A 22901-nucleotide genomic window follows, 5' to 3' on the forward strand; every position below is an offset into this window, starting at 1 on the left:
CCAGCGGATAGCCCCCACCCCCGGCCCCTCCCCTGAAGGGGAGGGGAGAAGACTCGCTGGCCGTGAAGGCGGACGGAAACCATGCGCGCCATTACCGGTACGGCGCATCGGCGGCAAGGTTGGCCGCGAGCGCGGGTTCCCAGCGGTCGCCGTTCGAGAGCAGCTTGTTCTTGTCGTAGATCAGCTCTTCGCGCGTCTCGGTCGAATATTCGAAATTCGGCCCCTCCACGATCGCATCGACAGGGCAGGCTTCCTGGCAAAAGCCGCAGAAGATGCACTTGGTCATGTCGATGTCGTAGCGGGTCGTGCGGCGCGAGCCGTCGTCGCGCGGCTCGGCCTCGATCGTGATCGCCTGCGCCGGGCACACCGCCTCGCACAGCTTGCACGCGATGCACCGCTCCTCGCCGTTCGGATAGCGGCGCAGCGCATGCTCGCCGCGGAAGCGGACGCTCAGCGGGTTTTTCTCATAGGGATAGTTGATCGTCGCCTTGGCCTTGAAGAAATACTTCAAGGTCAGCGCGTGCGCCTTCACGAACTCCCAGAGGGTGAACGACTTGATGATATGGCCGAGGCTCATCGCGCTCAGACTCCATAGCGGGTGAGCATCAGCCACCCGGACACGAGGAACACCCAGAAGAGCGACAGCGGCAGGAAAATCTTCCAGCCCAGCCGCATCAGCTGGTCATAGCGGTAACGCGGCACGGTCGCCTTCACCCAGGAAAAGATGAAGAAGAAGACCATCAACTTGCCGAAGAACCAGACGATGCCCGGCACCATGTAGAGCGGCGCCCAGTCGATCGGAGGCAGCCAGCCGCCCCAGAACAGGATCGCGTTCAGTCCGCACATCAGGATGACATTGGCATATTCGCCGAGCCAGTAGAGCGCGAAGGACATTGACGAATATTCGGTCTGATAGCCCGCGACGAGCTCCGATTCCGCCTCGGTCAGGTCGAACGGCGCACGCGCCGTCTCCGCCATCGACGAGATCAGGAACACCACCGCCATCGGGAACAGCAGCGGATTGAAACCGAAGCCGTTCAGGACGCCGAAGATATGCCCGCGCTGGGCTTCGATGATCGCCGACATGTTGAAGCTGCCGGCATAGAGCACGACCGAGATCAGCACGAAGCCGATCGAGACTTCGTAGCTGACCATCTGCGCGGCCGCGCGCAGCGCCGAATAGAAGGGATATTTGGAATTGGACGCCCAGCCCGCGATGATCACGCCATAGACGCCGATCGACGAGGCCGCGAGGATGTAGAGCAGCCCGACATTGATATCGGCGAGGACCACACCCGGCGCGAAGGGGATCACCGCCCAGACGATCAGCGCGACCGTGAAGGTGATAATCGGCGCGAGCAGGAACAGCCCCTTGCTCGCCGCCGAGGGGATGATCGTTTCCTGCAGAAAGACCTTCAGGCCGTCGGCGAAGCTCTGCAACAGGCCCCAGGGGCCGACGACGTTCGGGCCGCGCCGCAGGGCCATCGCCGCCCAGATCTTGCGGTCGGCATAGATGATCATCGCCACCGCGAGCATCAGCGGCAGCGCGATCACGAGGATGCCGATGATCGTCGAGGCGAACCAGGCCCATTCGAAGGGCAGACCCCAAGTCTGGAACAGCGCGGTCATTCCGCCGCCTCCGCGAAGCTTTGTCCGTGGATCAGTTCGGCCGAGCAGCGCTGCATCGTGTCGCTGGCGCGCGCGATCGGGTTGGTCAGGTAGAAATCCTTGACCGGATAGCCGACGGGGCCCGACGCCTTTGCAGCGATACTGGGCGGCGCCCAGGGATAATCGGCCAGCCCCTCGGTTCCCAGCGCGGGCACCTCGGCGGCCATCGCGGCGCGCAATGCGTCGAAGCTGTCGAACGGCAGCTTATGGCCGAGCACATCGCTCAGCGCACGCAATATCGCCCAGTCCTCGCGCGCATCGCCGGGCGGGAAGACCGCGCGGTCGCCACGCTGGACGCGCCCTTCGGTGTTCACATAGGTGCCGGCCTTCTCGGTATAGGCCGCGCCGGGCAGGATCACGTCGGCAACGGCAGCGCCGGCGTCGCCATGATGGCCGATATAGACCTTGAAGCTCTTGGCGAAATTGCCGGCGTCGACATCGTCCGCGCCGAGCAGGAAGAGCAGCTTGGGCGCGGCGGCGGCGAGGTCGGCAATGCCGCCCTGCTGACCATAGCCGAGCATCAGCCCGCCCATCCGCGCAGCCGCGAGATGCACGACATTATAGCCGTTCCAGCCCTGCTTCACGAGGCCAAGCGTCCCGACCAGAGCCAGCGTCGCGGCCTGCGCGCCGGCCTTCAGGCCGCCGCCGCCGAGGATCAGCGCGGGGCGCTGCGCATCGGCGAAGGCGTCGAGGACCTCCTTGGGGAGGTTGTCGAGCAGGCCGAGATCATTGCCGAGCCACTTCGCCTTGTAGGTGAGGTCGATTTCCTCGCCGATCGCGAAGATTTCGGCGCCGCGCTTGAACGCCTTGCGGACCCGCGTGTTGATCAGCGGCGCTTCCCAGCGCAGGTTCGAACCGACGATCAGGATCACGTCGGCGGTCTCGATGCCCGCGATCGTGCTGTTGAAATTGACCGTGGCGAGGTTGGACACGTCATAGTCCATGCCGGTCTGGCGGCCTTCGAGCAGGGTCGAGCCCATGCTGGCGAGCAGCGCCTTCGCCGCATACATCGTCTCGCAGTCGAGCTGATCGCCCGCGACCGCGGCGACCGACGAGCCCGCCTTCACCGCCTTGATTGCCGCGAAAGCCTCCTGCCAGCTCGCCTCGACCAGCTTGCCGCCCTTGCGGACCCAGGGCTTGTCAAGCCGGCGGCGAACCAGGCCGTCGACCGCGTGGCGCGTCTTGTCCGACGCCCATTCCTCGTTCACATCCTCGTTGATGCGGGGCAGCACGCGCAGCACCTGCCGGCCGCGGCTGTCGAAGCGGATATTGGTGCCGACCGCATCCATCACGTCGATGCCGGCGGTCTTCTTGAGCTCCCACGGCCGCGCCTCGAAAGCGTAAGGCTTGCTGGTCAGCGCACCGACCGGGCAGAGATCGACGACATTGCCCGAAAGCTCGCTCGTCACCGCGTGCTCGAGATAGGAGGTGATCTGCATATTTTCGCCGCGATAGAGCGCGCCGATTTCCTCGACGCCCGAGACTTCCTCGGCGAAGCGGACACAGCGGGTGCACTGGATGCAGCGGGTCATCGTCGTCTTGACGATCGGGCCCATATATTTGTCGGTGACGGCGCGCTTGTTCTCGGTGAAGCGGCTCTGCCCCTTGCCATAGGCGACCGACTGATCCTGCAGGTCGCATTCGCCGCCCTGATCGCAGATCGGGCAATCGAGCGGGTGGTTGATGAGCAGGAACTCCATCACCCCCTCGCGCGCCTTCTTCACCATCGGCGACTGGGTGAACACCTCCTGCTTGTCGGCGGCGGGCAGCGCGCACGACGCCTGCGGCTTCGGCGGACCGGGCTTCACCTCGACCAGGCACATCCGGCAGTTACCGGCGATCGACAGCCGCTCATGGTAACAAAAGCGCGGAATCTCCTTGCCCGCGGCTTCGCAGGCCTGGAGCACCGTGGCGCCGGCTGGGACGTCTACTTCGATCCCGTCTACGGTCAGCTTAGGCATGGAGATTCCTGACAGTCATTACGTGTTCGGCGTCACTTGCTGGCGAGCGCCGAGGTGGTTGCGCGGTGGTATAGCGCCTCGGCCAGCGCCGCGCGCAGCGACTGGCGGTTGGCCTTGAGGGTCGCACCCTGCGGCAGGCAGGGGCTCAGCGTTGGGCTGAGCGCCTGGACAGCCGACAACTCGTCGCCGCTCTCGGGCGAGGTGGCGATCAGGGTGCGGATTCCTCCGGGATTCTGTTCGGCCGCGCACACAGCCATCTCGTCGACCGCGCGGTCGCGGCTCGTCGCGCCGAACCAGTCGCGCTGGTAGGACGGCTGGGCGGGCTGCGGCTGCAACGCGTCCAGCTTCCAGATATTCGCCAGCGCCGCCTCGGCCAGCATGCCGCGCATGATGTCGCGCGGAGTCTCGACCGCGACGCCTTCGATACGAGCGTTGCTGAGCGTGATCCGGCGGCATGCCGCCGCCCGGCTCAGATTGTTATGATAGCGCTGTGCCTCGGCGTCCGCAGACGTGCCGAGCGCCGCCATGACATCGCTCTTGCGCTTGTCGTAGAGGCATTGCGCCACCTTATGACTGGTGCGGATCGCATCGGCCGTCGTCGATCGCGGCGAACTCGCCTGCGCCACAGCGGGAGCCAACAGGGTGCCGGCGAGCATGATTGCGAGCAAATTGCGTGTCATTCGGCCGCCTCCATATATGCGCCGCTGTCATCGCCCCGTTCCCGGATCCGGCGCTCTACCTCGGGACGGAAATGCTTCAACAGGCCCTGGATCGGCCAGGCGGCCGCATCGCCCAGCGCGCAGATGGTGTGGCCTTCGACCTGCTTGGTGACGTCGAGCAGCGTGTCGATCTCCTCGACCCGGGCCTCGCCGGTGCGCAGCCGCTCCATCACGCGCCACATCCAGCCGGTGCCTTCGCGGCACGGCGTGCACTGGCCGCAGCTCTCATGCTTGTAGAAATAGGACAGCCGGCTGATCGCGCGGACGATGTCGGTCGACTTGTCCATGACGATGACGGCGGCGGTGCCGAGGCCGCTGCCCAGCGCCTTCAGACCATCGAAGTCCATTGGCGCATCCTTGATCTGCGCGGCGGGGACCAGCGGCACCGAGGAGCCGCCCGGGATCACCGCGAGCAGATTGTCCCAGCCGCCGCGAATGCCGCCGGCATGCTTGTCGATCAGCTCCTCGAACGAAATGCCCATCGCCTCTTCGACGACGCAGGGCTTGTTCACATGGCCCGAGATCTGGAAAAGCTTGGTGCCCTTGTTGCCTTCGCGCCCGATGCCGGAAAACCAGCTCGCCCCGCGCCGCAGGATGGTCGGCGCGACTGCGATCGATTCGACGTTGTTGACCGTCGTCGGGCAGCCATAGAGGCCCGCACCCGCGGGGAAGGGCGGCTTCAGGCGCGGCTGGCCCTTCTTGCCTTCCAGGCTCTCGATCTGCGCGGTTTCCTCGCCGCAGATATAGGCGCCGGCGCCGCGATGGACGAAGACGTCGAAATCATAGCCCGAGCCGGCGGCGTTCTTGCCGAGCAGGCCCGCGGCATAGGCTTCTTCCACGGCGGCGAAGAGCACCTTCGCCTCATAGATGAACTCGCCGCGGATATAGATATAGGCGGCGCGCGCGCGCATCGCGAAGCCGGCGATCAACGCGCCTTCGATCAGCTTGTGCGGATCGTGGCGGATGATCTCGCGATCCTTGCACGAACCGGGCTCGGACTCATCGGCATTGATCACCAGGAAGCTCGGCTTGCCGGGCTTGGGCTCCTTGGGCATGAAGCTCCACTTCATGCCGGTCGGGAAACCCGCACCGCCACGGCCGCGCAGCCCCGACGCCTTTATGTCCTCGATGATCTGGTCCTGCCCGCGCGCCATCAGGCCCTTGGTATTGTCCCAGTCGCCACGCTTGCGGGCGGCGTCGAGATTCCACGGCTGGAAACCGTGGACATTGGTGAAGATGCGGTCCTTGTCGTCAAGCATGACGATCTCCCCAGATCGTCATCCCAGCGAAGGCTGGGATCTCGTGCGGCAAGCGCGCGCTCAAACCGGCTGAGATGCCAGCCTGCGCTGGCATGACGGAGATAGTGGAAAGGCGGTTCATACCGTCTTTCCGAAGAATTTCGCTGCGATGAAATAGACCGCCACGCCGATCGCGATCGCGATGACCACGCCCAGCAGCTTGAACGCCAGCTTGAGCAGGATGACGGCCACGACGATCGTGACGATGATCGAAATCAGCGCGCTCATGCCGGACCATTTCCCGATACCGCCCAACGTCCACGATAATCATGGTTCTCGCCGACCATCTCCTTGAGCGTGGTCGGCCCGCCCTCGGGGCAGCTCGTCTGGCGGTCGATCTGCGGACCGATCTTCGGCTGCTCGCCCCGGGCCAGCGCCTCGAGGATCGCGGTCGTCGTGTCGAAGGTCAGGTCTTCGTAATTATCGTCGTTGATCTGGACCATCGGCGCATTGGCGCAGGCGCCGAGGCATTCGACCTCGGTCAGCGTGAACAGCCCGTCGGCGGTCGTCGCGCCCTTCTTCATGCCCTTCTTGTAACAGGCGTCGAGCACATCGTCCGACCCGCGCAGCATGCACGGCGTCGTCCCGCACACCTGGACATGATAGCGGCCGACCGGGGCCAGATTATACATCGTGTAGAAGCTGGCCACCTCGAGCACGCGGATATAGGCCATGCCCAGCTGCGCCCCGATATATTCCATCACCGGCACCGGCAGCCAACCCTGGGTCTGCGTCTCCGCACCCACCTGCCGCTGGGCGAGATCGAGCAGCGGCATCACCGCCGACTGCTGCCGCCCCGGCGGATAGCGCGCGATGATCTTCTGCGCCTGCGCGGCATTCTCGTCGCTCCAGGCGAAACCGCCCCAGCGCGCGCGGGTCTCGGCCTCGTCGGGAATATGAGCTGCGTCGGACATTAGCGGTCGCACTCCCCGAACACGACGTCGATCGCCGAGAGGACGGCGGTGGTGTCGGCCAGCATATGACCCTTCATCATGAAATCCATCGCCTGGAGATGGCTGAACGCGGTCGGCCTGATCTTGCAGCGATAGGGTTTGTTGCTGCCGTCGGAGACGAGATAGACGCCGAACTCGCCCTTCGGGCTTTCGGTCGCGACATAGACGTCGCCGGCGGGAACATGGAAGCCCTCGGTATAGAGCTTGAAATGGTGGATCAGCGCTTCCATCGATCGCTTCATCTCGCCGCGCTTGGGGGGCACGACCTTGCGGTCGAGGCTGGCGATCGGACCCTCGGGCATTTCGCGCAGGCACTGCTTCATGATGCGCGCCGACTGGCGGACCTCTTCCACCCGGACCATGAAACGGTCGTAGCAATCGCCCTTGGTACCAACCGGAATCTCGAAGTCCATGCGGTCGTAGACGTCATAGGGCTGCGACTTGCGGATATCCCAGGGGACCCCCGCCGCGCGGATCATCGGGCCGGAAAAGCCCCAGGCGATCGCCTCGTCGCGCGAGACGACGCCGATATCGACATTTCGCTGCTTGAAGATGCGGTTGTCGGCCACCAGGCTGATCGCATCCTCGAAAAGGCGCGGCAGCCGCGTGTCGAGCCAGTCGCCGATATCGGTCAGCAGCTTGAGCGGTACATCCTGATGCACCCCGCCCGGACGGAACCAGGCCGCGTGCATCCGCGCGCCCGAGGCGCGCTCATAGAAGTTCATGCAGTCTTCGCGAACCTCGAACAGCCACAGGTTCGGCGTCATCGCCCCGACGTCCATGACATGCGCGCCGAGGTTGAGCATGTGGTTCATGATGCGGGTCAGTTCGGCGAAGAACACCCGCAGATATTGCGCGCGGATCGGCACTTCGAGCTGGAGCAGCTTCTCGATTGCCAGCACATAGCTGTGCTCCATCGCCAGCGGCGAGCAATAGTCGAGCCGGTCGAAATAGGGCAGCGCCTGAAGATAGGTCTTATACTCGATCAGCTTCTCGGTGCCGCGATGGAGCAGGCCGACATGCGGATCGACGCGCTCGACGATCTCGCCGTCGAGTTCCATCACCATGCGCAGCACGCCGTGCGCCGCCGGATGCTGCGGACCGAAATTGATCGTGTAGTTCTGGATCTGCACGTCGGGCGATGCCGGCGTGTCGGTCACACCCTGCGACGGCGGCACGTCGGTGCCGGCTTCGGGATAGTGGCGGATGTCGCTCACTTGGTCTCACCTTTGGGCTTACGCGGCTTGGCCGGCGCCTTGTCGGGGGCGCTGTCCTGCGATGTGCCGGCTTTGGGCCTCGCCGCCGCACGTGGCTTGGCGGCAGCCTTGTTCGCCGCCGCGCCGGCGCCGGTCTCGGCGGGCGTATCGGTGGTCTTCGGGGTCGGCGGCGGCGGAGTCGCGACAACCGGTTCGGGCGCCTTCTGCGCGGGCGCGGGGGTCGGCGCGCCGGGTTGGGTCGCCGAGACCTTCTCGTCGCCGGGCAGGATATAGTCGGCGCCTTCCCACGGGCTCATGAAATCGAAGCTGCGGAAGTCCTGCGCCAGCTTGACCGGCTCGTATATGACCCGCTTGTGCTGCTCGGAATAGCGCAACTCGACATAGCCGGTCAGCGGGAAGTCCTTGCGCTGCGGATGGCCGCGGAAGCCGTAATCGGTGAGGATACGGCGCAGATCGGGATTGCCGTCGAACAGCACGCCATACATGTCGAACACTTCGCGCTCGAGCCAGCCGGCGACCGGCCACAGCCCGGTCACGCTCGGCACCGGCTGCACCTCGTCGGTCGCGACATGGACGCGGATGCGGTGGTTCTTCGTCAGGCTGAGCAGGCAGTAGACGACCTCGAAGCGCTCGGCGCGATCGGGATAGTCGACCCCGGCGATCTCCATCAACTGCTGATAGGCGAGATCATCCCGCAGGATGCGCAGCGCCTCGGCGGTGCTGTCGCGGCGGACGTGCAACGCGATCTCACCGACACATTCGCGGGTATCGATCAGCCGGTCGCCGAGCGCGGCCCGCGCCGCCTCGATCACGCCATCGTTCGACGCGAAGCGCGGAAAGGTCAGCGAGCCGCTCACCGTTCAAGCGTCCCGATACGGCGAATCTTACGCTGGAGCTGCATGATGCCATAGAGCAGCGCCTCAGCGGTCGGCGGACATCCCGGGACATAGATGTCGACCGGGACGATGCGGTCGCAGCCGCGCACCACCGAATAGCTGTAATGATAATAGCCGCCGCCATTGGCGCACGAACCCATCGAGATCACATATTTGGGCTCGGACATCTGATCGTAGACCCGGCGCAGCGCGGGGGCCATCTTGTTGCACAGCGTGCCCGCAACGATCATCACGTCCGACTGGCGCGGACTGGCGCGCGGCGCGGCGCCGAAGCGTTCGAGGTCATAGCGCGGCATGTTGACGTGGATCATCTCGACCGCGCAGCAGGCGAGGCCGAAGGTCATCCACCAAAGGGAGCCGGTGCGCGCCCACTGGAACAGATCTTCGGTCGAGGTGACCAGGAAGCCCTTGTCGTTGACCTCGGACTGGAGCGATTTGAAGAAGTCGGCGTCCGGAGCCACGTTCTCCGTGGGATGCGGGTTGCTCGCCGGGTCGAGGATCACTCCCATTCCAGCGCTCCCTTTTTCCACGCATAGATATAACCGATGGTCAGTTCGACCAGGAAGATCATCATCGACAGCCAGCCGACGAACCCGATCCCGCCGAGCGACACCGCCCAGGGATAGAGGAAGGCGGCCTCGAGGTCGAAGATGATGAACAGGATCGCGATCAGGTAGAAGCGCACGTCAAACTGTGCGCGGCTGTCCTCGAAGGCGGGGAAGCCGCATTCATATTCGGTCAGCTTCTCGGGATTGGGCTTGTGCGCGCCCGTGAGCCGGCCGACCAGCATCGGCAGGAAAACGAACGTGCTCGACAGGGCGAGCGCCACCCCGAGGAACAGCAGGATCGGCAAATATCCGGCGGCGACTGACGCCATGAACAAGCTCCGAACAAACGGACCGGGAATCCGGCCTTTGTGGCGTCGTTTAGGCCTGCCGCACCTGCGAAGCAAGCCGGTGGGCCGGTGAGAATGAATCGCAATAAGCGGGCGGGATTCGGGGCTTTCTCCGCTGCGCCAATCCGTCGCCCCGGCGGAGGCCGGGGCCGCTATCGGTTGCTGCCCTCAGGCCGTCGAACGAGCTGGTGGTGGCCCCTGCCTTCGCCGGGGCGACGACTATCTCAGCCCGACTTCAGACCCTGCGCCACAAGCTTGTGGATCTTGGTCGCGAGGCCGTCATTCGTTGCCAGATATTCGTTACGGTCGTGCATCCGGTCGCCGCCGCGGAAGTCGCTCACGAAGCCGCCGGCCTCGCGCACAAGCAGGATTCCCGCCGCCACGTCCCAGATGTTGAGGTCGCTTTCCCAGAAGGCGTCGTAACGCCCCGCCGCAACCCAGGCGAGATCGAGCGCGGCCGAGCCGAAGCGGCGGATGCCCGCGACTTCGGGGGCGACCTGCGCGAAGATAGCGGTCCATTGCCTGATGTCGCCATGACCCAGGAACGGGATGCCGGTCGCGACCAGCGCTTCGCTCAGGTCGCGCCGCGCCGAAACGCGCAGCCGCGCATTCTGCAGCCAGGCGCCACGGCCCTTTTCGGCCCAAAAGCTCTCGTCGGTCAGCGGCTGGTAGATCAGGCCCTGCGTCACTTCGCCGCGCGTCTGCCCCGGGCGCGGCTCCTCGACCGCGATCGAGATGGCGAAGTGCGGCAGGCCGTGCAGGAAGTTGCTGGTGCCGTCGAGCGGATCGACGATCCAGCGCGGCTTCGTCGGGTCGCCCTCGATGATGCCGGCCTCTTCCATCACGAAGCCCCAGTCGGGCCGCGCCCGCTTCAGCTCCTCATAGATCGTCTCCTCGGCGCGGCGGTCGGCCATCGACACGAAGTCGGCGGGCCCCTTGCGGCTCACCTGGAGCTGCTGCACTTCGTTGAAGTCGCGCCGCAGCCGCGGCGCGGCCTTGCGCGCGGCGCGGTCCATGACGGTGATGAGGCCTGAATGGGCTACCATTTTTCTTCTCCCCCCTCCCTGCCAAGGGAGGGGCCGGGGGTGGGTCAGTCCGCAAGAGGTGGCACGCTGGCTTGCCCAAGCAAGCGGCGTGGCCCACCCCTCGATCCCCTCCCTTGGCAGGGAGGGGAAGATGAAGGTCAATCCGCGCGGCGGACATATTCCTGGCTGTAGACGTCGACGACGATACGGGTGCCCGCGCCGATGAACGGCGGCACCATCACCCGGACGCCATTTTCGAGAATCGCCGGCTTGTAGCTCGACGAGGCGGTCTGCCCCTTCACAACGGCATCGGCCTCGACGATCAGCGCCTCGACCGTGTCGGGCAACTGCACCGAGATCGGGCGTTCGTCATAGAGCTCCATCACCACGTCCATGCCGTCCTGCAGGAAGGCCGCGGCGTCGCCGAGCAGGTCGCGCGGCAGCGTGATCTGATCATAGGTGGCCTTGTCCATGAAGGTCAGGTCTTCGCCGTCGGCGAACAGGAACTGAAAATCGGTGGTATCGAGGCGAACGCGCTCGACGCTCTCGGCCGAGCGGAAGCGAACATTGTTCTTGCGACCGTCGATCAGGTTCTTGAGTTCGACCTGCATATAGGCGCCGCCCTTGCCGGGCTGGGTGTGCTGGATCTTGACCGCGCGCCAGATGCCGCCTTCATACTCGATGATGTTGCCGGGACGGATGTCCACGCCGCTGATCTTCATGGTTCACCTGAGACTGTGAGGATTTGAAAGAGCCGGCGGGGGCCATACAGGGCAAGGGTCAAAAGGGCAAGTTTGCCAAACTCGTCGCCACGGCGAAGGCCGGGGCCGCCCAAGGCCAGCGGGCGCTCCGTCTCGTGGCGGCCCCGCCCCCGCCGGGACGACGGCTAGACCCGCGCCGCCGCCCGCGCCGTCCAGCGATACAGCGCCATTAGCATCGCGATCACCAGCGCCGTTCCCGCCGCCATGGCCACGCCTTCATAGCCCTCGCCGATCAGCGCGAGCGGCGTGCCGCTGCCGGTGGTGACGATCAGGCCCGCGAGCAGCACGCCGAACAGGCTTTCGCCGACGATGAAGCCCGAGGCGAGCAGCACGCCCATCCGCTGCGACACCGGATCGGGGTTGCGGCGGTCCCAAGCATAACCGATCACCGCGCCGATCACGACCGGCAGCGTTACCGACATCGGCAGGTAGATGCCGATCCCGATCGCGAGCGGCGGCAGGCGGAGCCGCTTCGCTCGGCCGAGCAGCTCGTCGAGCGCGATCAGCAGCACGCCAACCCCCGCGCCGACGAAGATCATGTCCCAGTCGAGTCCCGCGCCGAGGATGCCGCTCGCCAATGTCGCGATCAGCGTCGCCTGGGGCGCCGGCAGGGGCGATTCGGGGGTGGGCAGGCCGCTGCCCGCCAGCGGTGCGAAGCCATAGGCCGCGTTGAGCAGATCGAGGATCGGCGGGATCACCGCCGATCCGGCGAGCACCCCGACCATCAGTGCGACCTGCTGCTTCCACGGCGTCGCGCCGATCAGCTGGCCGGTCTTGAGGTCCTGGAGATTATCGTTGGCGATCACCGCACAGGCAAGCACCAGCCCGGTCACGAACAATGCGAAGGCGATGAGATGCGGTCCCGCCCCGGCGTCGGCGATCGGCCGCACCGCGACCGCGAGCAGCAGCGCCGAGCCGAGGACACCGAGAATCGCGAGACCCGACACCGGGCTGTTCGATGATCCGATCAACCCCGCCATATAGCCGCAGATCGCCGCGACGAACGCGCCCATCACCAGCACATAGAGATAGAAGCCGAGCGACAGCGGCAGCGCGAACGGTGCGAGCGGCCCCTGCCCCGCGAAATGCCACAGCAGCCCGACGATCAGCGGCGCCAGCCCCGCGACGATCACCGCCAGCCAGCCGACGCCGATGTCGCGTTCCTCGACCGGCAACAGCTCGCCCCCCGCCGCCTTGCGCGCTTTCGACGCGGCAATCGCGCTGGCCATGCCGCGCCATAGCGGGCGGGCGAGCTTGCCCATCGTCCAGAAGGCGGCGATGCCTATCACTCCTGCGCCCAGAAAGCGGACATCGGCGGTGAACACCCCGAGCGCGGCATCCTCGGCAGCGCCCGGCGTGGCTGCGATATAACTGAGGATCGGAGTCGCAAGCCCGAAGCCGATCACCAGCCCGAATCCCATGGCGAGGCCGACCGACAGGCCGACGAGATGGCCCGCGCCAAGCAGCGCAAAGGACAGCGAGGTCCATAATCCAGTCGCGGCGAAGCTGGTGCCGAGCCGGAACCAGACCGCAGCCTCGGCGGCGACCAGCTTGGTCGCGGCGAGCAGCGCATAGCCGATCGAAGCGAGCGACCCGATCAGGATGACGCGCAGTCCCACCTTCGCTTCGGCGGCGCCCTCGGCGGTCTGGGTGCCGATGCGCAGCACCTCGGCGGCGGCAACGCCCTCGGGGGAGGGCAGGTCGGACCCGGTGACGAGCGCGCGGCGCAGCGGCACCGACAGGACCACGCCCATCATTCCGCCCGCCGCGCAGAGCAGGAAGGTCTGCCAGAAGGGAAAACCCTGCCACCAGCCGACCATCACCAGCCCCGGCAACACGAAGATGATCGAGGCGATGCAGCCGGCCGCCGACGCCACCGTCTGGACGATATTATTCTCGAAGATGCTGCTGTTGCGGACCAGCCGCAGGATCGCCATCGAAATCACCGCGGCGGGGATTGAGGTCGCGAAGGTCAGCCCGACGCGCAGGCCCAGATAGACATTGGCCGAGGTGAAGACGAAGGTGATCAGCACGCCGAGAAGCAGTCCGCGCAGCGTCAGCTCGCGTACCGCGCCCGCGCCTGCCGCCGTCATTTCCGCTGCCCGCGCCATGCCGCTTCCCCCGATAGCCAGGCGCACAACATGGCGGCGCGCTTCCGCGCTGGCAATAACCGGCCGATTCTGTTCGCTACTGCGGGATAGATTCGGCGCAACCGCAACCGGCTTACACTGTTGAACACTAAATAGCTTTTGTTTTCAGAGATTTACGCTTTTCTTTAGGCCCCGTTCTTTTTTGCGCTTGCAAATATCTCTTCGCAGGTGCACAAAGATCGGGCCTTTCAGGCATCCTCTCCTAAAACTTTCAGGGCTGGTCCTCACGGATCGGCCCTTTTTTTCGGTTGCGCGAGAAAGCGCGTTTGCCTCGTCACCAGTGGTAATTGCACGGTGCACCCTCACCCCTCCTCATCTCCGCCAAGGCGGGAATCCACCGGAAGCCAGCGCGTCACCATCAGGGATCCTGGGCATCGGCGCGTGGAGTCACGCCTTCGCGGGAATGACGATCATAGGTGTGGCAGCTAAGCAGCCTGAACGTGCGCGTGCGGCAGCTTAACTCGCGCCCAGCACGAAGTTGCGCACCTGCGGATAGATCTGGTTGTCCCACTTCTTGCCGCTGAACACGCCATAATGACCGACCCCGGCCTGGAGATAATGGCGCTTCATATGTGGGCGCAGTCCGGTGCACAGGTCGTGCGCGGCCGAGGTCTGGCCGACCGCGCAGATGTCGTCGCGCTCGCCCTCGACGGTCAGCAGCGCGGTGCGCTTGATCACGCCGCAATCGATCCGCTGGCCGCGATAGTCGAGCTCGCCCTTGGCGAGCAGCGCGCGCTGGAACACCCGGTCGATCGTCTCGAGATAGAATTCGGCGGTCAGGTCAAGCACCGCGAAATATTCGTCGTAGAAGTCGCGGATCGCCTTGGCGTCCGCCTCCTCGCCATCGGCCATATGCTGGTAGAGGGCGCGATGCTGGTCGAAATGACGCCCCGAGTTCATCGCCACGAAGGCGGTGAGCTGGAGGAAGCCCGGATAGACCCGCCGCCCGCTCCCCGCATAGCGGAAGGGGACGGTATGGATCAGATTATCCTCGAACCATTTGAAATCATGCTGGTTGGCGAGATCGTTGACCCCGGTCGGATTGATCCGCACGTCGACCGGGCCGCCCATCAGGGTCAGGCTGCGCGGGGTGGCGGGATTGGCGTCCTTCGACATCAGCGCCACCGCCGCCAGCGCCGGTACGCAGGGCTGACACACGGCCATCAGATGGACCGGCGGACCGATCTCCTCGAGAAAGTGGACGACATGGTCGACATAATCGTCAAATCCGAACTGTCCCGCCGCGACCGGCACGTCGCGGGCGTTCTTCCAGTCGGTGACATAGACGTCGTGGTCGCGCAGCAGCGTCTGGATGGTGTTGCGGAGCAGGGTCGCGAAATGACCCGAGATCGGCGCGACCAGCAATATCTTCGGCTGGACCGTCGCGCCGGCATCCTTGGCGAAGCGGAGCAGGTCGCAAAAGGGGGTCGCGGCGACCAGCTCCTCGCGGACCGGGACATCCATATTGCCGGACAGCACATTGTCGATCCGGTATGGCGGGCGATCGGCGCTGAGCCCGGTATGCGCGATCATGTCCATCGCCGCGAAGACGCTGTTGGCGATCGGCTCCCTGCCGAATTCGCCCAGCATCGGCCGGGCCCGGAGCCCCGCGGATGCAAACATTCGCATCGGCGCGGCGAGGTCGGTCATTGTCTGGAAAAACTGATATAGCATACGGAAATCCGTCCCTCGGCAGCGAGCTTCGCATTCCCACGGCGAATCTTCCAGCGCTTTTATGCTGCACTGCGACATAAACTTTTGACGCTTCGCCCGATTCGATGTCATGATCGCGCAAAGGGGAAGCCGATGCCGCACGCTATCCTGACGATTTCGAGCCGCAACTATTCGTCCTGGTCGCTGCGCGGCTGGCTGCTCTGCAAGCTGGCGGGGCTCGACCTGACCGAGGAAGCGGTGCCGATCGACGCGCCCGGGCAGCGCGCCGAGCTGCTGCTGCTCTCGCCCTCGGTGCTGGTACCGCGGCTCACCCATGACGGCGCCAGCATCTGGGACACGCTCGCCATCGCCGAATATCTCCACGAAAGCTTCCCCGAAGCGGGGCTCTATCCGGCCGACCCGCTGGCGCGCGCGCATTGCCGTTCGGTCTCCGGCGAAATCCATTCGGGCTTCCACAATCTGCGCTCGGCGTTGCCGATGAACCTCAGGGCGCGTCACGACAGCTTCCGCCTGTTCGCCGGCGCGAAGCCCGATATCGAGCGGGTCCATGCAATCTGGCGCGACTGTATCGACCGCTATGGCGGGCCATGGCTGTTCGGCGCGAAGCCGACCGTCGCCGACGCGATGTTCGCCCCGGTCGCCACCCGCTTCACCACCTATTCGGTCCCGCTCGATCCGGTCTGCCGCGCCTATGTCGCGACGGTGATCGAATGGCCGCTGATGAAGTTATGGGCCAGCGCCGCGCTCGCCGAGCCGGAAGAAGTCGAGGAACTCGACGCCGAGTTTTAAAACGCCGTCGCCCCGGACTCTGCCGAGGCGGCGATTTAGCGCTTCGCCGACGTCCGTTCCCACGCCAGCGCGTGATTCACGATCGTGTCGAGATCCGCCAGCCTTGGCCGCCAGGGGGTGGTCGCCAGGATGCGGCTATTGTCGGCGACCAGCGCATCCGGATCGCCGGCGCGGCGCGGCTCCATCCGGCGGACGACCGTGCCGCCGGTGATCCGGTCCACCGAGTCGAGCACCTCGAGCACCGAAAAGCCGCGTCCATAGCCGCAGTTCATCACATGGCTCTCATCCGGCCGGGCGATCAGCGTATCGAGCGCGTGGAGATGCGCGTCGGCAAGGTCGCTGACATGGATATAGTCGCGCACTCCGGTGCCGTCGGGGGTTGCATAGTCGGTCCCGAAGATCGCCACCTCGGCGCGCTTGCCCAGCGCCGCCCCGACCGCAACCTTGATCAGGTGCGTCGCGCCCGCGGTCGACTGACCGGCGCGGCCATCGGGGTCGGCTCCCGCGACGTTGAAATAGCGCAGCGCGCAATAGTTGATCGGATGCGCGGCGGCGACATCCTTCAGCATCGCCTCGGTCATCAGCTTCGACATGCCATAGGGATTGATCGGCACGGTCGGCATGTCCTCGCGCACCGGGATTTCGGCGGGGATGCCATAGGTCGCCGCGGTCGACGAAAAGATGAAATGGCGCACGCCGCCCTCCACCGCGCTCTCGATCAGCGACCGGCTGTTGGCGGTGTTGTTGCGATAATATTTGAGCGGCTTCTCGACCGATTCGGGCACCACCACCGAACCCGCGAAATGCAGGATCGCGCCGATCCCGTCCCCGGCGATGATCCGCGCAACCAGCGCGGCGTCGGCGATGTCCCCTTCGTGGAACCGCGCGCGGCTGTCGACCGCCTGGCGAAAGCCGGTGACGAGATTGTCGATCACCGACACGCTCCAGCCCGCGTCGAGCAGCGCGAGCACCGCATGGCTACCGATATAACCGGCGCCCCCGGTGACGAGGATGGCGAAGGGGCGGGCGCTGTCGGATGGCATGCGCGAAGGCTATAGCGGCGCGGTTACAGGGTCAAACCCGCAGCAGCCCGCCGCGGCCCTGATTTCGGCCATCTCGCCGATCAAGACCGTTTTCGCCCGCTCATTCGGGAAAGACCGGGACCAGCCCCGAGGCAAAGGCGATCCGCACCGCTTCGGCGACGCTGCGCACGCCGAGCTTGTCCATCAGGTTGGCGCGGTAGATTTCGACGGTGCGGGGGCTGATGTCGAGCTCATAGGCGATGATCTTGTTGGCCTTGCCGTCGATCAGGCCGAGCAGCACGTCGCGCTCGCGCGGGGTGAGCTTCTCGATATTTTCTCGCGCCAACTGGATCGCGCTGACTTCCTTCTCGCGATCCTCGATCCGCGCGAAGCCGTTCTCCAGCGCGTTGAGCAGCAGCCGGTTGTCATAAGGCTTCTCGATGAAGTCTATCGCGCCCGATTTCATCGCCTCGACCGCGACGCCGATGTCGCCCTGGCCGGTGAGCAGGATCGTCTCGAAGCGGCCGTCCATCGTCTGCAGCCTGCGCAGCACTTCGAGCCCGTTGAGCCCGGGCATGTTGAGGTCGAGCAGCACGCAGCCACCCTCGGCGCGCGGCGCCGCGTCGAGAAAGGCCTCGCCCGATGCGAAGGAGGAGGTGATGAAACCGCCAGCCACGTCGAGCAGCACCTCGACCGACTGGCGCAGGCCATCGTCGTCATCGACGATATAGACATGCCGCGTGATCATCGTGCCGTCTCCTCTTCCATGACGGGCAGGGTGAAGCGGAACAGCGCACCGCCATCGGGCGCTGCCGCCGCCGACAGCTGTCCGCCATGCGCCTCGACGATCCGGCGCGATATGGCGAGGCCGAAGCCGAGCCCCTCGCGCTTGGTCGTGGCAAAGGGGCTGAACAACCGTTCGAGCATCTCCGGCGCAATGCCCGGCCCCGAATCGCGCACCGCGATCTCGATCAGATTATCTCTCGGCATCATCGTGTAAATTAACAATTCTCGTCGCTCTCCGCCATGCGCCGCCATCGCGTCCGCAGCGTTGCGGATCAGGTTGACCAGCACCTGCTGAATCTGGATGCGGTCGCCCAGCACCAGCCTGTCCTCGCTTTCGAACTCATAGGATAGCCGTACGCCGAAGCTGCTGGTGTTGAACATCGCCAGCGCCGCCGCTTCGCGGATCAGGCTGGTGAGATTCTCGGCGCGCATGTCGGCCTCGCCGCGCAGGATGAAGGCCCGCAGCCGGCGGATGATCTCGCCCGCGCGGTTCGATTGCTCGCTGGCGCGGTGGATCGCGCTGCGCAGCCGCTCGCTGTCGGCATCGGCGCCGCCTTCGAGCATCAGGTCGGCGGCGCCGAGGAAGTTGACGATCGCCGACAGAGGCTGGCTCAGCTCATGCGCCAGCGCGCCTGCCATCTCGCCCATCATGCCGAGGCGCGACACCTGGGCGAGATCGTTGCTCAGGCGGTGGAAACGTTCCTCGGTCGCCATCGTCGGGCGCATGTCGCGCCCGCACACGACGAACATCCGGGTGCCCTCGACCACCGCATCGCCGACCACGAAGGACGTCGGCACCAGCTCGCCATCCGCCCGGCGCACGTTCATCGGCAGCGGCCAGGGCGTATCGGAGCCACGGTTCACCGCCGTCATCAGGTCGCGGCGGAGCGCGGCGCGTCCCCGGCCATCATTGAACAGGTCGAGCATGTTGCGGCCGACCAGATCGGCCTCGTCATAGCCGAACAGCTGGCAGGCGGTGGCGCTGCACGCGCGGACGATTCCTCGCTCGGTGCAGACGAACATCGCGTCGGGCACGGTGGCGAGGATCGCGCGCCGTTCGGCCTCGCCGTCGCGCAGCGCCTGTTCGCGCTGGCGTCGCTCAGTGACGTCGAGATGCGTCCCCAGCATTCGCACCGGACGGCCATCGCCGTCGCGGATGATCCGCGCCCAGCCTTCGGCGAGCCTCTCGCTGCCGTCGGGATAGTGGAAGGTGAAATCGAAATGAAAGCGGTCCTCGCCGCTGCGCCTGGCCGAGTCGATTACGTTGCTGATCTGCCGGTAATGATCGGGATCGATCGACTCGGGCGCGGTCGTCAGGTCGCCATCGGCGACGGGGTGGCCGAAAAAGGCCTCGCCGCGCGTCATCCAGATCGTCCGGCCGGCAAGCAGGTCGATCTCATAGATGAAGATACCCTGGACCGAGACGGCGGTGGCGAGCCGCGCCTCGCTCAGCCGCAGCGCAGCTTCGGCCTTGCGCCATTCGGTCACGTCGGTCACGGCGATGACCGCGGACAGGCGACCGGCCCCGTGGTCGAACAGCTTGGCATGGTCATGGATCACCAGCTCGCGTCCGTCGCGATGGCGCTCGATCAGTTCAGTGTGCATCCGTCCTTCAGCCTTGAGCCGGTTCCAGGCCGCGGCCATGCTGTCCGGCATTTGAGTATGGAGCAGCACGTTGCGCTTCCGACCGATCGCCTGCGCCGCACGCCAGCCGTAAAGCTCCTCGCATCCGCGCGACCAGTGGCGGATGACATTCTCGCCATCGATGATCATCACTGCGGCCAGCTGAACCGCGTCGACCAGTTCGCGCCGCGCGATGCGCAGCTGGACATGCGGCTGGGTCCGCCACGACCAGATCAGCGCCGCCCCCGCCGATCCCCCCGCCAGCATGAGCAGCAGCACGAACACGCCATGGCCACCGCCGAACAGCGGCGGCGGCTGCATGAACGCGGCTTCGATGATCGCCCACATGACGACGATCGCGAACAGCACCGAAAGGCCGGCTGTCCGGCGATCGAGGGCCATCCGCGTCCGAGCGTGCAAAAGAAGCTTAGAGGCTCGCGTCTGAAACTCCTCCCTTGCGCGCGACGACACCGTACATGGTATCTATCAGCCGGCCCGGGAGCGAAAATGCCGCAGTTTTACAGCCTTTACGCCGCTCGGGACAAAGACTAGACCCTTGTCGTTTCAGGCTGGCACGACCCGAAACACGAAGCAGACTCTAGCCTAACGCGTTTCCCGACACCGACAAAATTCGCTCGGCCTGCGCCAGATGCAGCCGCTCGACCATCTCGCCGCCGACGCGGATCGCGCCCTTGCCGGCATTTTCGGGCGCGGCGAAGCCCGCCACAGCGGCTTCGGCCCAGGCGATCTCCGCTTCCGACGGGCTGAATCTGCGGTTTGCGCCTTCGATCTGGCGTGGATGGATCAGCGTCTTGCCATCGAAGCCATAGGCCTTCGCCTCGGCGCATTGCCGTTCGAGGCCGGCATCGTCCTCGAAGGCGTTGTACACCCCGTCGAGGATCGCCAGGCCATGCCCCTTGGCCGCCGCCACCGCCAGCGCCATCATGCCCAGAAAGGGCGTGCGTTCGACGGTCAGCGCCGCGCCCATCTCCTTGGCGAGGTCGTTGGTGCCGAGCACGAAGCAGCCAGGCCTGGCCGCCATCGCCTCGGCTATCGTATCGAGTCGGAAAATCGCACGCGCCGCCTCGATCATCGCCCAGAAGCCGGTGCCCGCCGGGGCCTTGCCCAGCGCTTCATGATAAGCGCGCACCGTCTCCGCATCGCCGACCTTGGGGGCGAGCACGGCATGCGCGCCGGACTCGGCCGCGGCGGCCAGATCATCGATCGCCCAGGGCGTGCCGAGCGCGTTGACCCGGATCACCAGCTCGCGATCGCCAAAGCCGCCGTCCCGCACCGCCGCGACCGCATTGGCGCGCGCCGCCTCCTTCGCCTCGGGGGCGACTGCATCCTCCAGATCGAAAATCACCACATCGCACGGCAGGCTCCGCGCCTTCTCGATCGCGCGGAGGTTCGATGCGGGCATGTAGAGGGCGCTGCGGCGTAGGCCTATGGTCATTAGGGCTTCCCGATCAGAATTGGTCCTGCCGGCCTGTGCTGGCATGACGCATAAATCGGGCCGCGTGGCCTGCGTCAATGCACGAAGCGGGCCACGACCTCCCTATACGACCGGCTGACCTTTACCTGCGCGCCCGAGTCGAGGACCAGGAAGCATTCGCCGTTGGTATGCGGTTTGACCTGACGAACGAGGTCGAGATTGACGATCGTAGAGCGGTGGACGCGCTGGAAGCGGCGCGGGTCGAGCCGCTTCTCCAGATCCTTCATCGTCTCGCGCAGGATCAGCGTGTTGTCGCCGGTATAGATGCACATATAGTCGCCGGCGGCATCGATCCGCTCGATCGAATCGACATCGACGCGGAAGATCTTGCCGCGGTCCTTGATGTTGATCAGCTTCTCGAATCGGTTGGCGGCGGGCGCGTCGTCGCCATCGACGAAATTGTCGGCGGCATCGGGGGCGACCTCCTGGAGCACTTCCTTGAGGCGCACCGACTCTTCGACCCCGCGCTTTTCGGTCAGGCGCTGGCGCACCCGGTCGAGCGTGTCGGCAAGCCGCTGCTCGTCGACGGGTTTCAGGAGATAATCCATCGCCTGCGCCTCGAACGCGCGGATCGCATGATCCTGATAGGCGGTGACGAAGACGAACAGCGGGGGTTCGACTTCCATCAGCCCCTGGATCACCGAAAAGCCGTCGAATCCAGGCATCTGGATATCGAGAAAAACAAGATCGGGCTTGTGGGTCTTGATCGCCCTGATGGCCTCGCGGCCGTTCAGGCAGGTTTCGATGATTTCCACATCCTCGTGCGGGGCCAGCCTCAATTGCAGGCCCTGAATGGCCAGCGGCTCGTCATCTACGAGAATGGTTCGGATCGTCATGCACTATCCTTGCGCTGTTTTGCGGTCTGGAAGGGAATGTCGATAACGACACCAAAGCCTTCCTCCCGGCCAGTCTGGACCTCAAAACGCTGGTCCGCACCATAGGCCTGCGCCAGTCTGTCGCGAATATTCGCCAGACCGACGCCGGTTGAATAGGTGGGGCGTTGCATCCCGTCGTTCAACCCGGGGCCCGTGTCCGTAACCGAAATGATCAAGCGGCGTTCCGGTTCCATCCCCTGCAGGCGAGCGTGGACGCTGATATCGGCTCCTTCCTCGAGCGGGGTGACGGCGTATTTGATCGCATTCTCGACCAGCGGCTGGAGCAGCAGCGAGGGCAGCCGCGCTTCCGACGCCGCCGGATCGACATCGAAATTGGCGCGCAGCCGGTCCTCGAAGCGCATCTTTTCGATGTCGAGATAGAGCTTCAGCGTCTCGACCTCCTGCGCAAGGCTGACCGTGCCTTCGGGTTCGTTGGCCAACGTGTAGCGCAGGAAGGAGGACAGCCGCGACAGCATCGCATTGGCGCGCTGGGTTTCCTTCAGCAGCACCAGCGTCGAGATGGAATTGAGCGTGTTGAACAGGAAATGCGGGTTGAGCTGATAGCGCAGCATCGCCAGCTGCGCCGACGAGGCCTGGCTTTCGAGCCGCTCGACCCGGTCGCTTTGTTGTTCGAGCAGCAGGTAGAAGTTGATCCCGTAATAGAGCGCCGACCAAGCCGCGAGCAGCGAGAAATCGAGCAGGATCGCTCCGAAGAACTGGATGCCGACCGGCATCTCCTCGGGCCGGTAAAAGGTCGCGTGCGCCCAGGTCTCGATCGACGAGAAGATCGCCGCCGCCACGACCAGTATCGGGATCGAGAGCGACCAGGTGATGATCGGCTTCTGCTTGATCAGCCGGCGATAGGCCGAGGCCATCAGCAGGGTCAGCGAATAGCCCGTCGCGGTCGTCAGCGCGGTGGGGACCACGAACAGCAGCCCCATCGCATTGGCGAGCCCGCCCAGCGACCTCAGCACGAAATAGCCGGCCCAGCCCGCCGACTGGAGCACCCAGAAGGCATGGTTCTTGTCGTCGAAAAAGGGTTTCGAGCTGAGGAAGGGAATAGCCATCAGGGACGGTTCTTAAAGGAAGGGCTG

General features: G+C 65.3%; 22 protein-coding genes. 1 reads left to right on the top strand and 21 read right to left on the bottom strand.

Annotation, left to right across the window (positions count from 1 at the left end):
- Positions 1 to 91 precede the first annotated feature (91 nt).
- From nuoI to WP12_RS01855, 15 genes are all read right to left on the bottom strand, one after another.
- The gene (gene nuoI, locus WP12_RS01790) at positions 92 to 577 is read right to left on the bottom strand and encodes an NADH-quinone oxidoreductase subunit NuoI (RefSeq protein ID WP_046192061.1); all 486 of its coding nucleotides are present in this window, start codon (positions 575 to 577) and stop codon (positions 92 to 94) included.
- A gap of 5 nt (positions 578 to 582) precedes the next feature.
- Positions 583 to 1629, bottom strand: a complete 1047-nt coding sequence (gene nuoH / locus WP12_RS01795; RefSeq protein ID WP_046192062.1) for an NADH-quinone oxidoreductase subunit NuoH — start codon at positions 1627 to 1629, stop codon at positions 583 to 585.
- Entirely contained in the window at positions 1626 to 3629 is a 2004-nt protein-coding gene (gene nuoG / locus WP12_RS01800) for an NADH-quinone oxidoreductase subunit NuoG (RefSeq protein ID WP_046192063.1), read from the bottom strand. The genes nuoH and nuoG overlap by 4 nt, the downstream gene beginning before the upstream one ends.
- Positions 3630 to 3661: 32 nt before the next feature.
- A complete protein-coding gene (locus WP12_RS01805) occupies positions 3662 to 4309 on the bottom strand; it encodes a hypothetical protein (RefSeq protein WP_046192064.1) in 648 nt (215 codons plus the stop codon).
- Entirely contained in the window at positions 4306 to 5607 is a 1302-nt protein-coding gene (gene nuoF / locus WP12_RS01810) for an NADH-quinone oxidoreductase subunit NuoF (RefSeq protein WP_046192065.1), read from the bottom strand. The genes WP12_RS01805 and nuoF overlap by 4 nt, the downstream gene beginning before the upstream one ends.
- A gap of 117 nt (positions 5608 to 5724) precedes the next feature.
- Positions 5725 to 5874 carry a hypothetical protein gene (locus WP12_RS25460; RefSeq protein ID WP_200894440.1) on the bottom strand — a complete coding sequence of 50 codons (150 nt, stop codon included), beginning with the start codon at positions 5872 to 5874 and terminating at the stop codon, positions 5725 to 5727.
- Positions 5871 to 6560 (bottom strand): complex I 24 kDa subunit family protein, encoded by a 690-nt coding sequence (locus WP12_RS01815; RefSeq protein WP_046192066.1) that lies wholly within the window; start codon positions 6558 to 6560, stop codon positions 5871 to 5873. Before WP12_RS01815 ends, WP12_RS25460 begins: the two co-directional genes overlap by 4 nt.
- On the bottom strand, positions 6560 to 7777 hold the full coding sequence (locus WP12_RS01820; protein ID WP_046192085.1) for an NADH-quinone oxidoreductase subunit D: 1218 nt from the start codon (positions 7775 to 7777) through the stop codon (positions 6560 to 6562). Before WP12_RS01820 ends, WP12_RS01815 begins: the two co-directional genes overlap by 1 nt.
- Positions 7778 to 7812: 35 nt before the next feature.
- On the bottom strand, positions 7813 to 8673 hold the full coding sequence (locus WP12_RS01825) for an NADH-quinone oxidoreductase subunit C (RefSeq protein ID WP_046192067.1): 861 nt from the start codon (positions 8671 to 8673) through the stop codon (positions 7813 to 7815).
- Positions 8670 to 9221, bottom strand: a complete 552-nt coding sequence (locus WP12_RS01830; RefSeq protein WP_046192068.1) for a NuoB/complex I 20 kDa subunit family protein — start codon at positions 9219 to 9221, stop codon at positions 8670 to 8672. Before WP12_RS01830 ends, WP12_RS01825 begins: the two co-directional genes overlap by 4 nt.
- The gene (locus WP12_RS01835; protein ID WP_046192069.1) at positions 9212 to 9589 is read right to left on the bottom strand and encodes an NADH-quinone oxidoreductase subunit A; all 378 of its coding nucleotides are present in this window, start codon (positions 9587 to 9589) and stop codon (positions 9212 to 9214) included. The genes WP12_RS01830 and WP12_RS01835 overlap by 10 nt, the downstream gene beginning before the upstream one ends.
- Positions 9590 to 9831: 242 nt before the next feature.
- Positions 9832 to 10653, bottom strand: coding sequence for an inositol monophosphatase family protein (locus tag WP12_RS01840; RefSeq protein ID WP_046192070.1), 822 nt, complete (start codon positions 10651 to 10653; stop codon positions 9832 to 9834).
- A gap of 137 nt (positions 10654 to 10790) precedes the next feature.
- Positions 10791 to 11354: an elongation factor P gene (gene efp, locus WP12_RS01845; RefSeq protein WP_046192071.1), complete on the bottom strand. Its 564-nt coding sequence runs from the start codon at positions 11352 to 11354 to the stop codon at positions 10791 to 10793.
- A 164-nt stretch (positions 11355 to 11518) separates the two neighbouring features.
- A complete protein-coding gene (locus tag WP12_RS01850; RefSeq protein ID WP_046192072.1) occupies positions 11519 to 13504 on the bottom strand; it encodes an OPT family oligopeptide transporter in 1986 nt (661 codons plus the stop codon).
- A gap of 495 nt (positions 13505 to 13999) precedes the next feature.
- Entirely contained in the window at positions 14000 to 15217 is a 1218-nt protein-coding gene (locus tag WP12_RS01855) for a polyhydroxyalkanoate depolymerase (protein ID WP_046192073.1), read from the bottom strand.
- A gap of 132 nt (positions 15218 to 15349) precedes the next feature.
- On the opposite strand from WP12_RS01855, the gene WP12_RS01860 reads away from it, so the two are divergent.
- Positions 15350 to 16006: a glutathione S-transferase gene (locus tag WP12_RS01860; RefSeq protein WP_046192074.1), complete on the top strand. Its 657-nt coding sequence runs from the start codon at positions 15350 to 15352 to the stop codon at positions 16004 to 16006.
- Between the two features lie 35 nt (positions 16007 to 16041).
- On the opposite strand, the gene galE is transcribed toward WP12_RS01860, so the two are convergent.
- The 6 genes from galE to WP12_RS01890 all read right to left on the bottom strand — a co-directional run bounded on the left by galE (position 16042) and on the right by WP12_RS01890 (position 22874).
- A complete protein-coding gene (gene galE / locus WP12_RS01865) occupies positions 16042 to 17049 on the bottom strand; it encodes a UDP-glucose 4-epimerase GalE (protein ID WP_046192075.1) in 1008 nt (335 codons plus the stop codon).
- Positions 17050 to 17149: 100 nt separating this feature from the next.
- A complete protein-coding gene (locus WP12_RS01870; protein WP_046192076.1) occupies positions 17150 to 17776 on the bottom strand; it encodes a response regulator transcription factor in 627 nt (208 codons plus the stop codon).
- Complete coding sequence (locus WP12_RS01875; protein ID WP_235398883.1) at positions 17773 to 19839, bottom strand: PAS domain S-box protein; 2067 nt, start codon at positions 19837 to 19839, stop codon at positions 17773 to 17775. The genes WP12_RS01870 and WP12_RS01875 overlap by 4 nt, the downstream gene beginning before the upstream one ends.
- A 196-nt stretch (positions 19840 to 20035) precedes the next feature.
- Complete coding sequence (locus tag WP12_RS01880; protein ID WP_046192077.1) at positions 20036 to 20893, bottom strand: HpcH/HpaI aldolase/citrate lyase family protein; 858 nt, start codon at positions 20891 to 20893, stop codon at positions 20036 to 20038.
- Positions 20894 to 20967: 74 nt separating this feature from the next.
- A complete protein-coding gene (locus WP12_RS01885; protein ID WP_046192078.1) occupies positions 20968 to 21768 on the bottom strand; it encodes a LytR/AlgR family response regulator transcription factor in 801 nt (266 codons plus the stop codon).
- Positions 21765 to 22874, bottom strand: a complete 1110-nt coding sequence (locus tag WP12_RS01890; protein WP_046192079.1) for a sensor histidine kinase — start codon at positions 22872 to 22874, stop codon at positions 21765 to 21767. Before WP12_RS01890 ends, WP12_RS01885 begins: the two co-directional genes overlap by 4 nt.
- Positions 22875 to 22901: the final 27 nt, after the last annotated feature.

It is taken from the genome of Sphingomonas sp. SRS2 (assembly GCF_000971055.1).
Lineage (GTDB): Bacteria > Pseudomonadota > Alphaproteobacteria > Sphingomonadales > Sphingomonadaceae > Rhizorhabdus.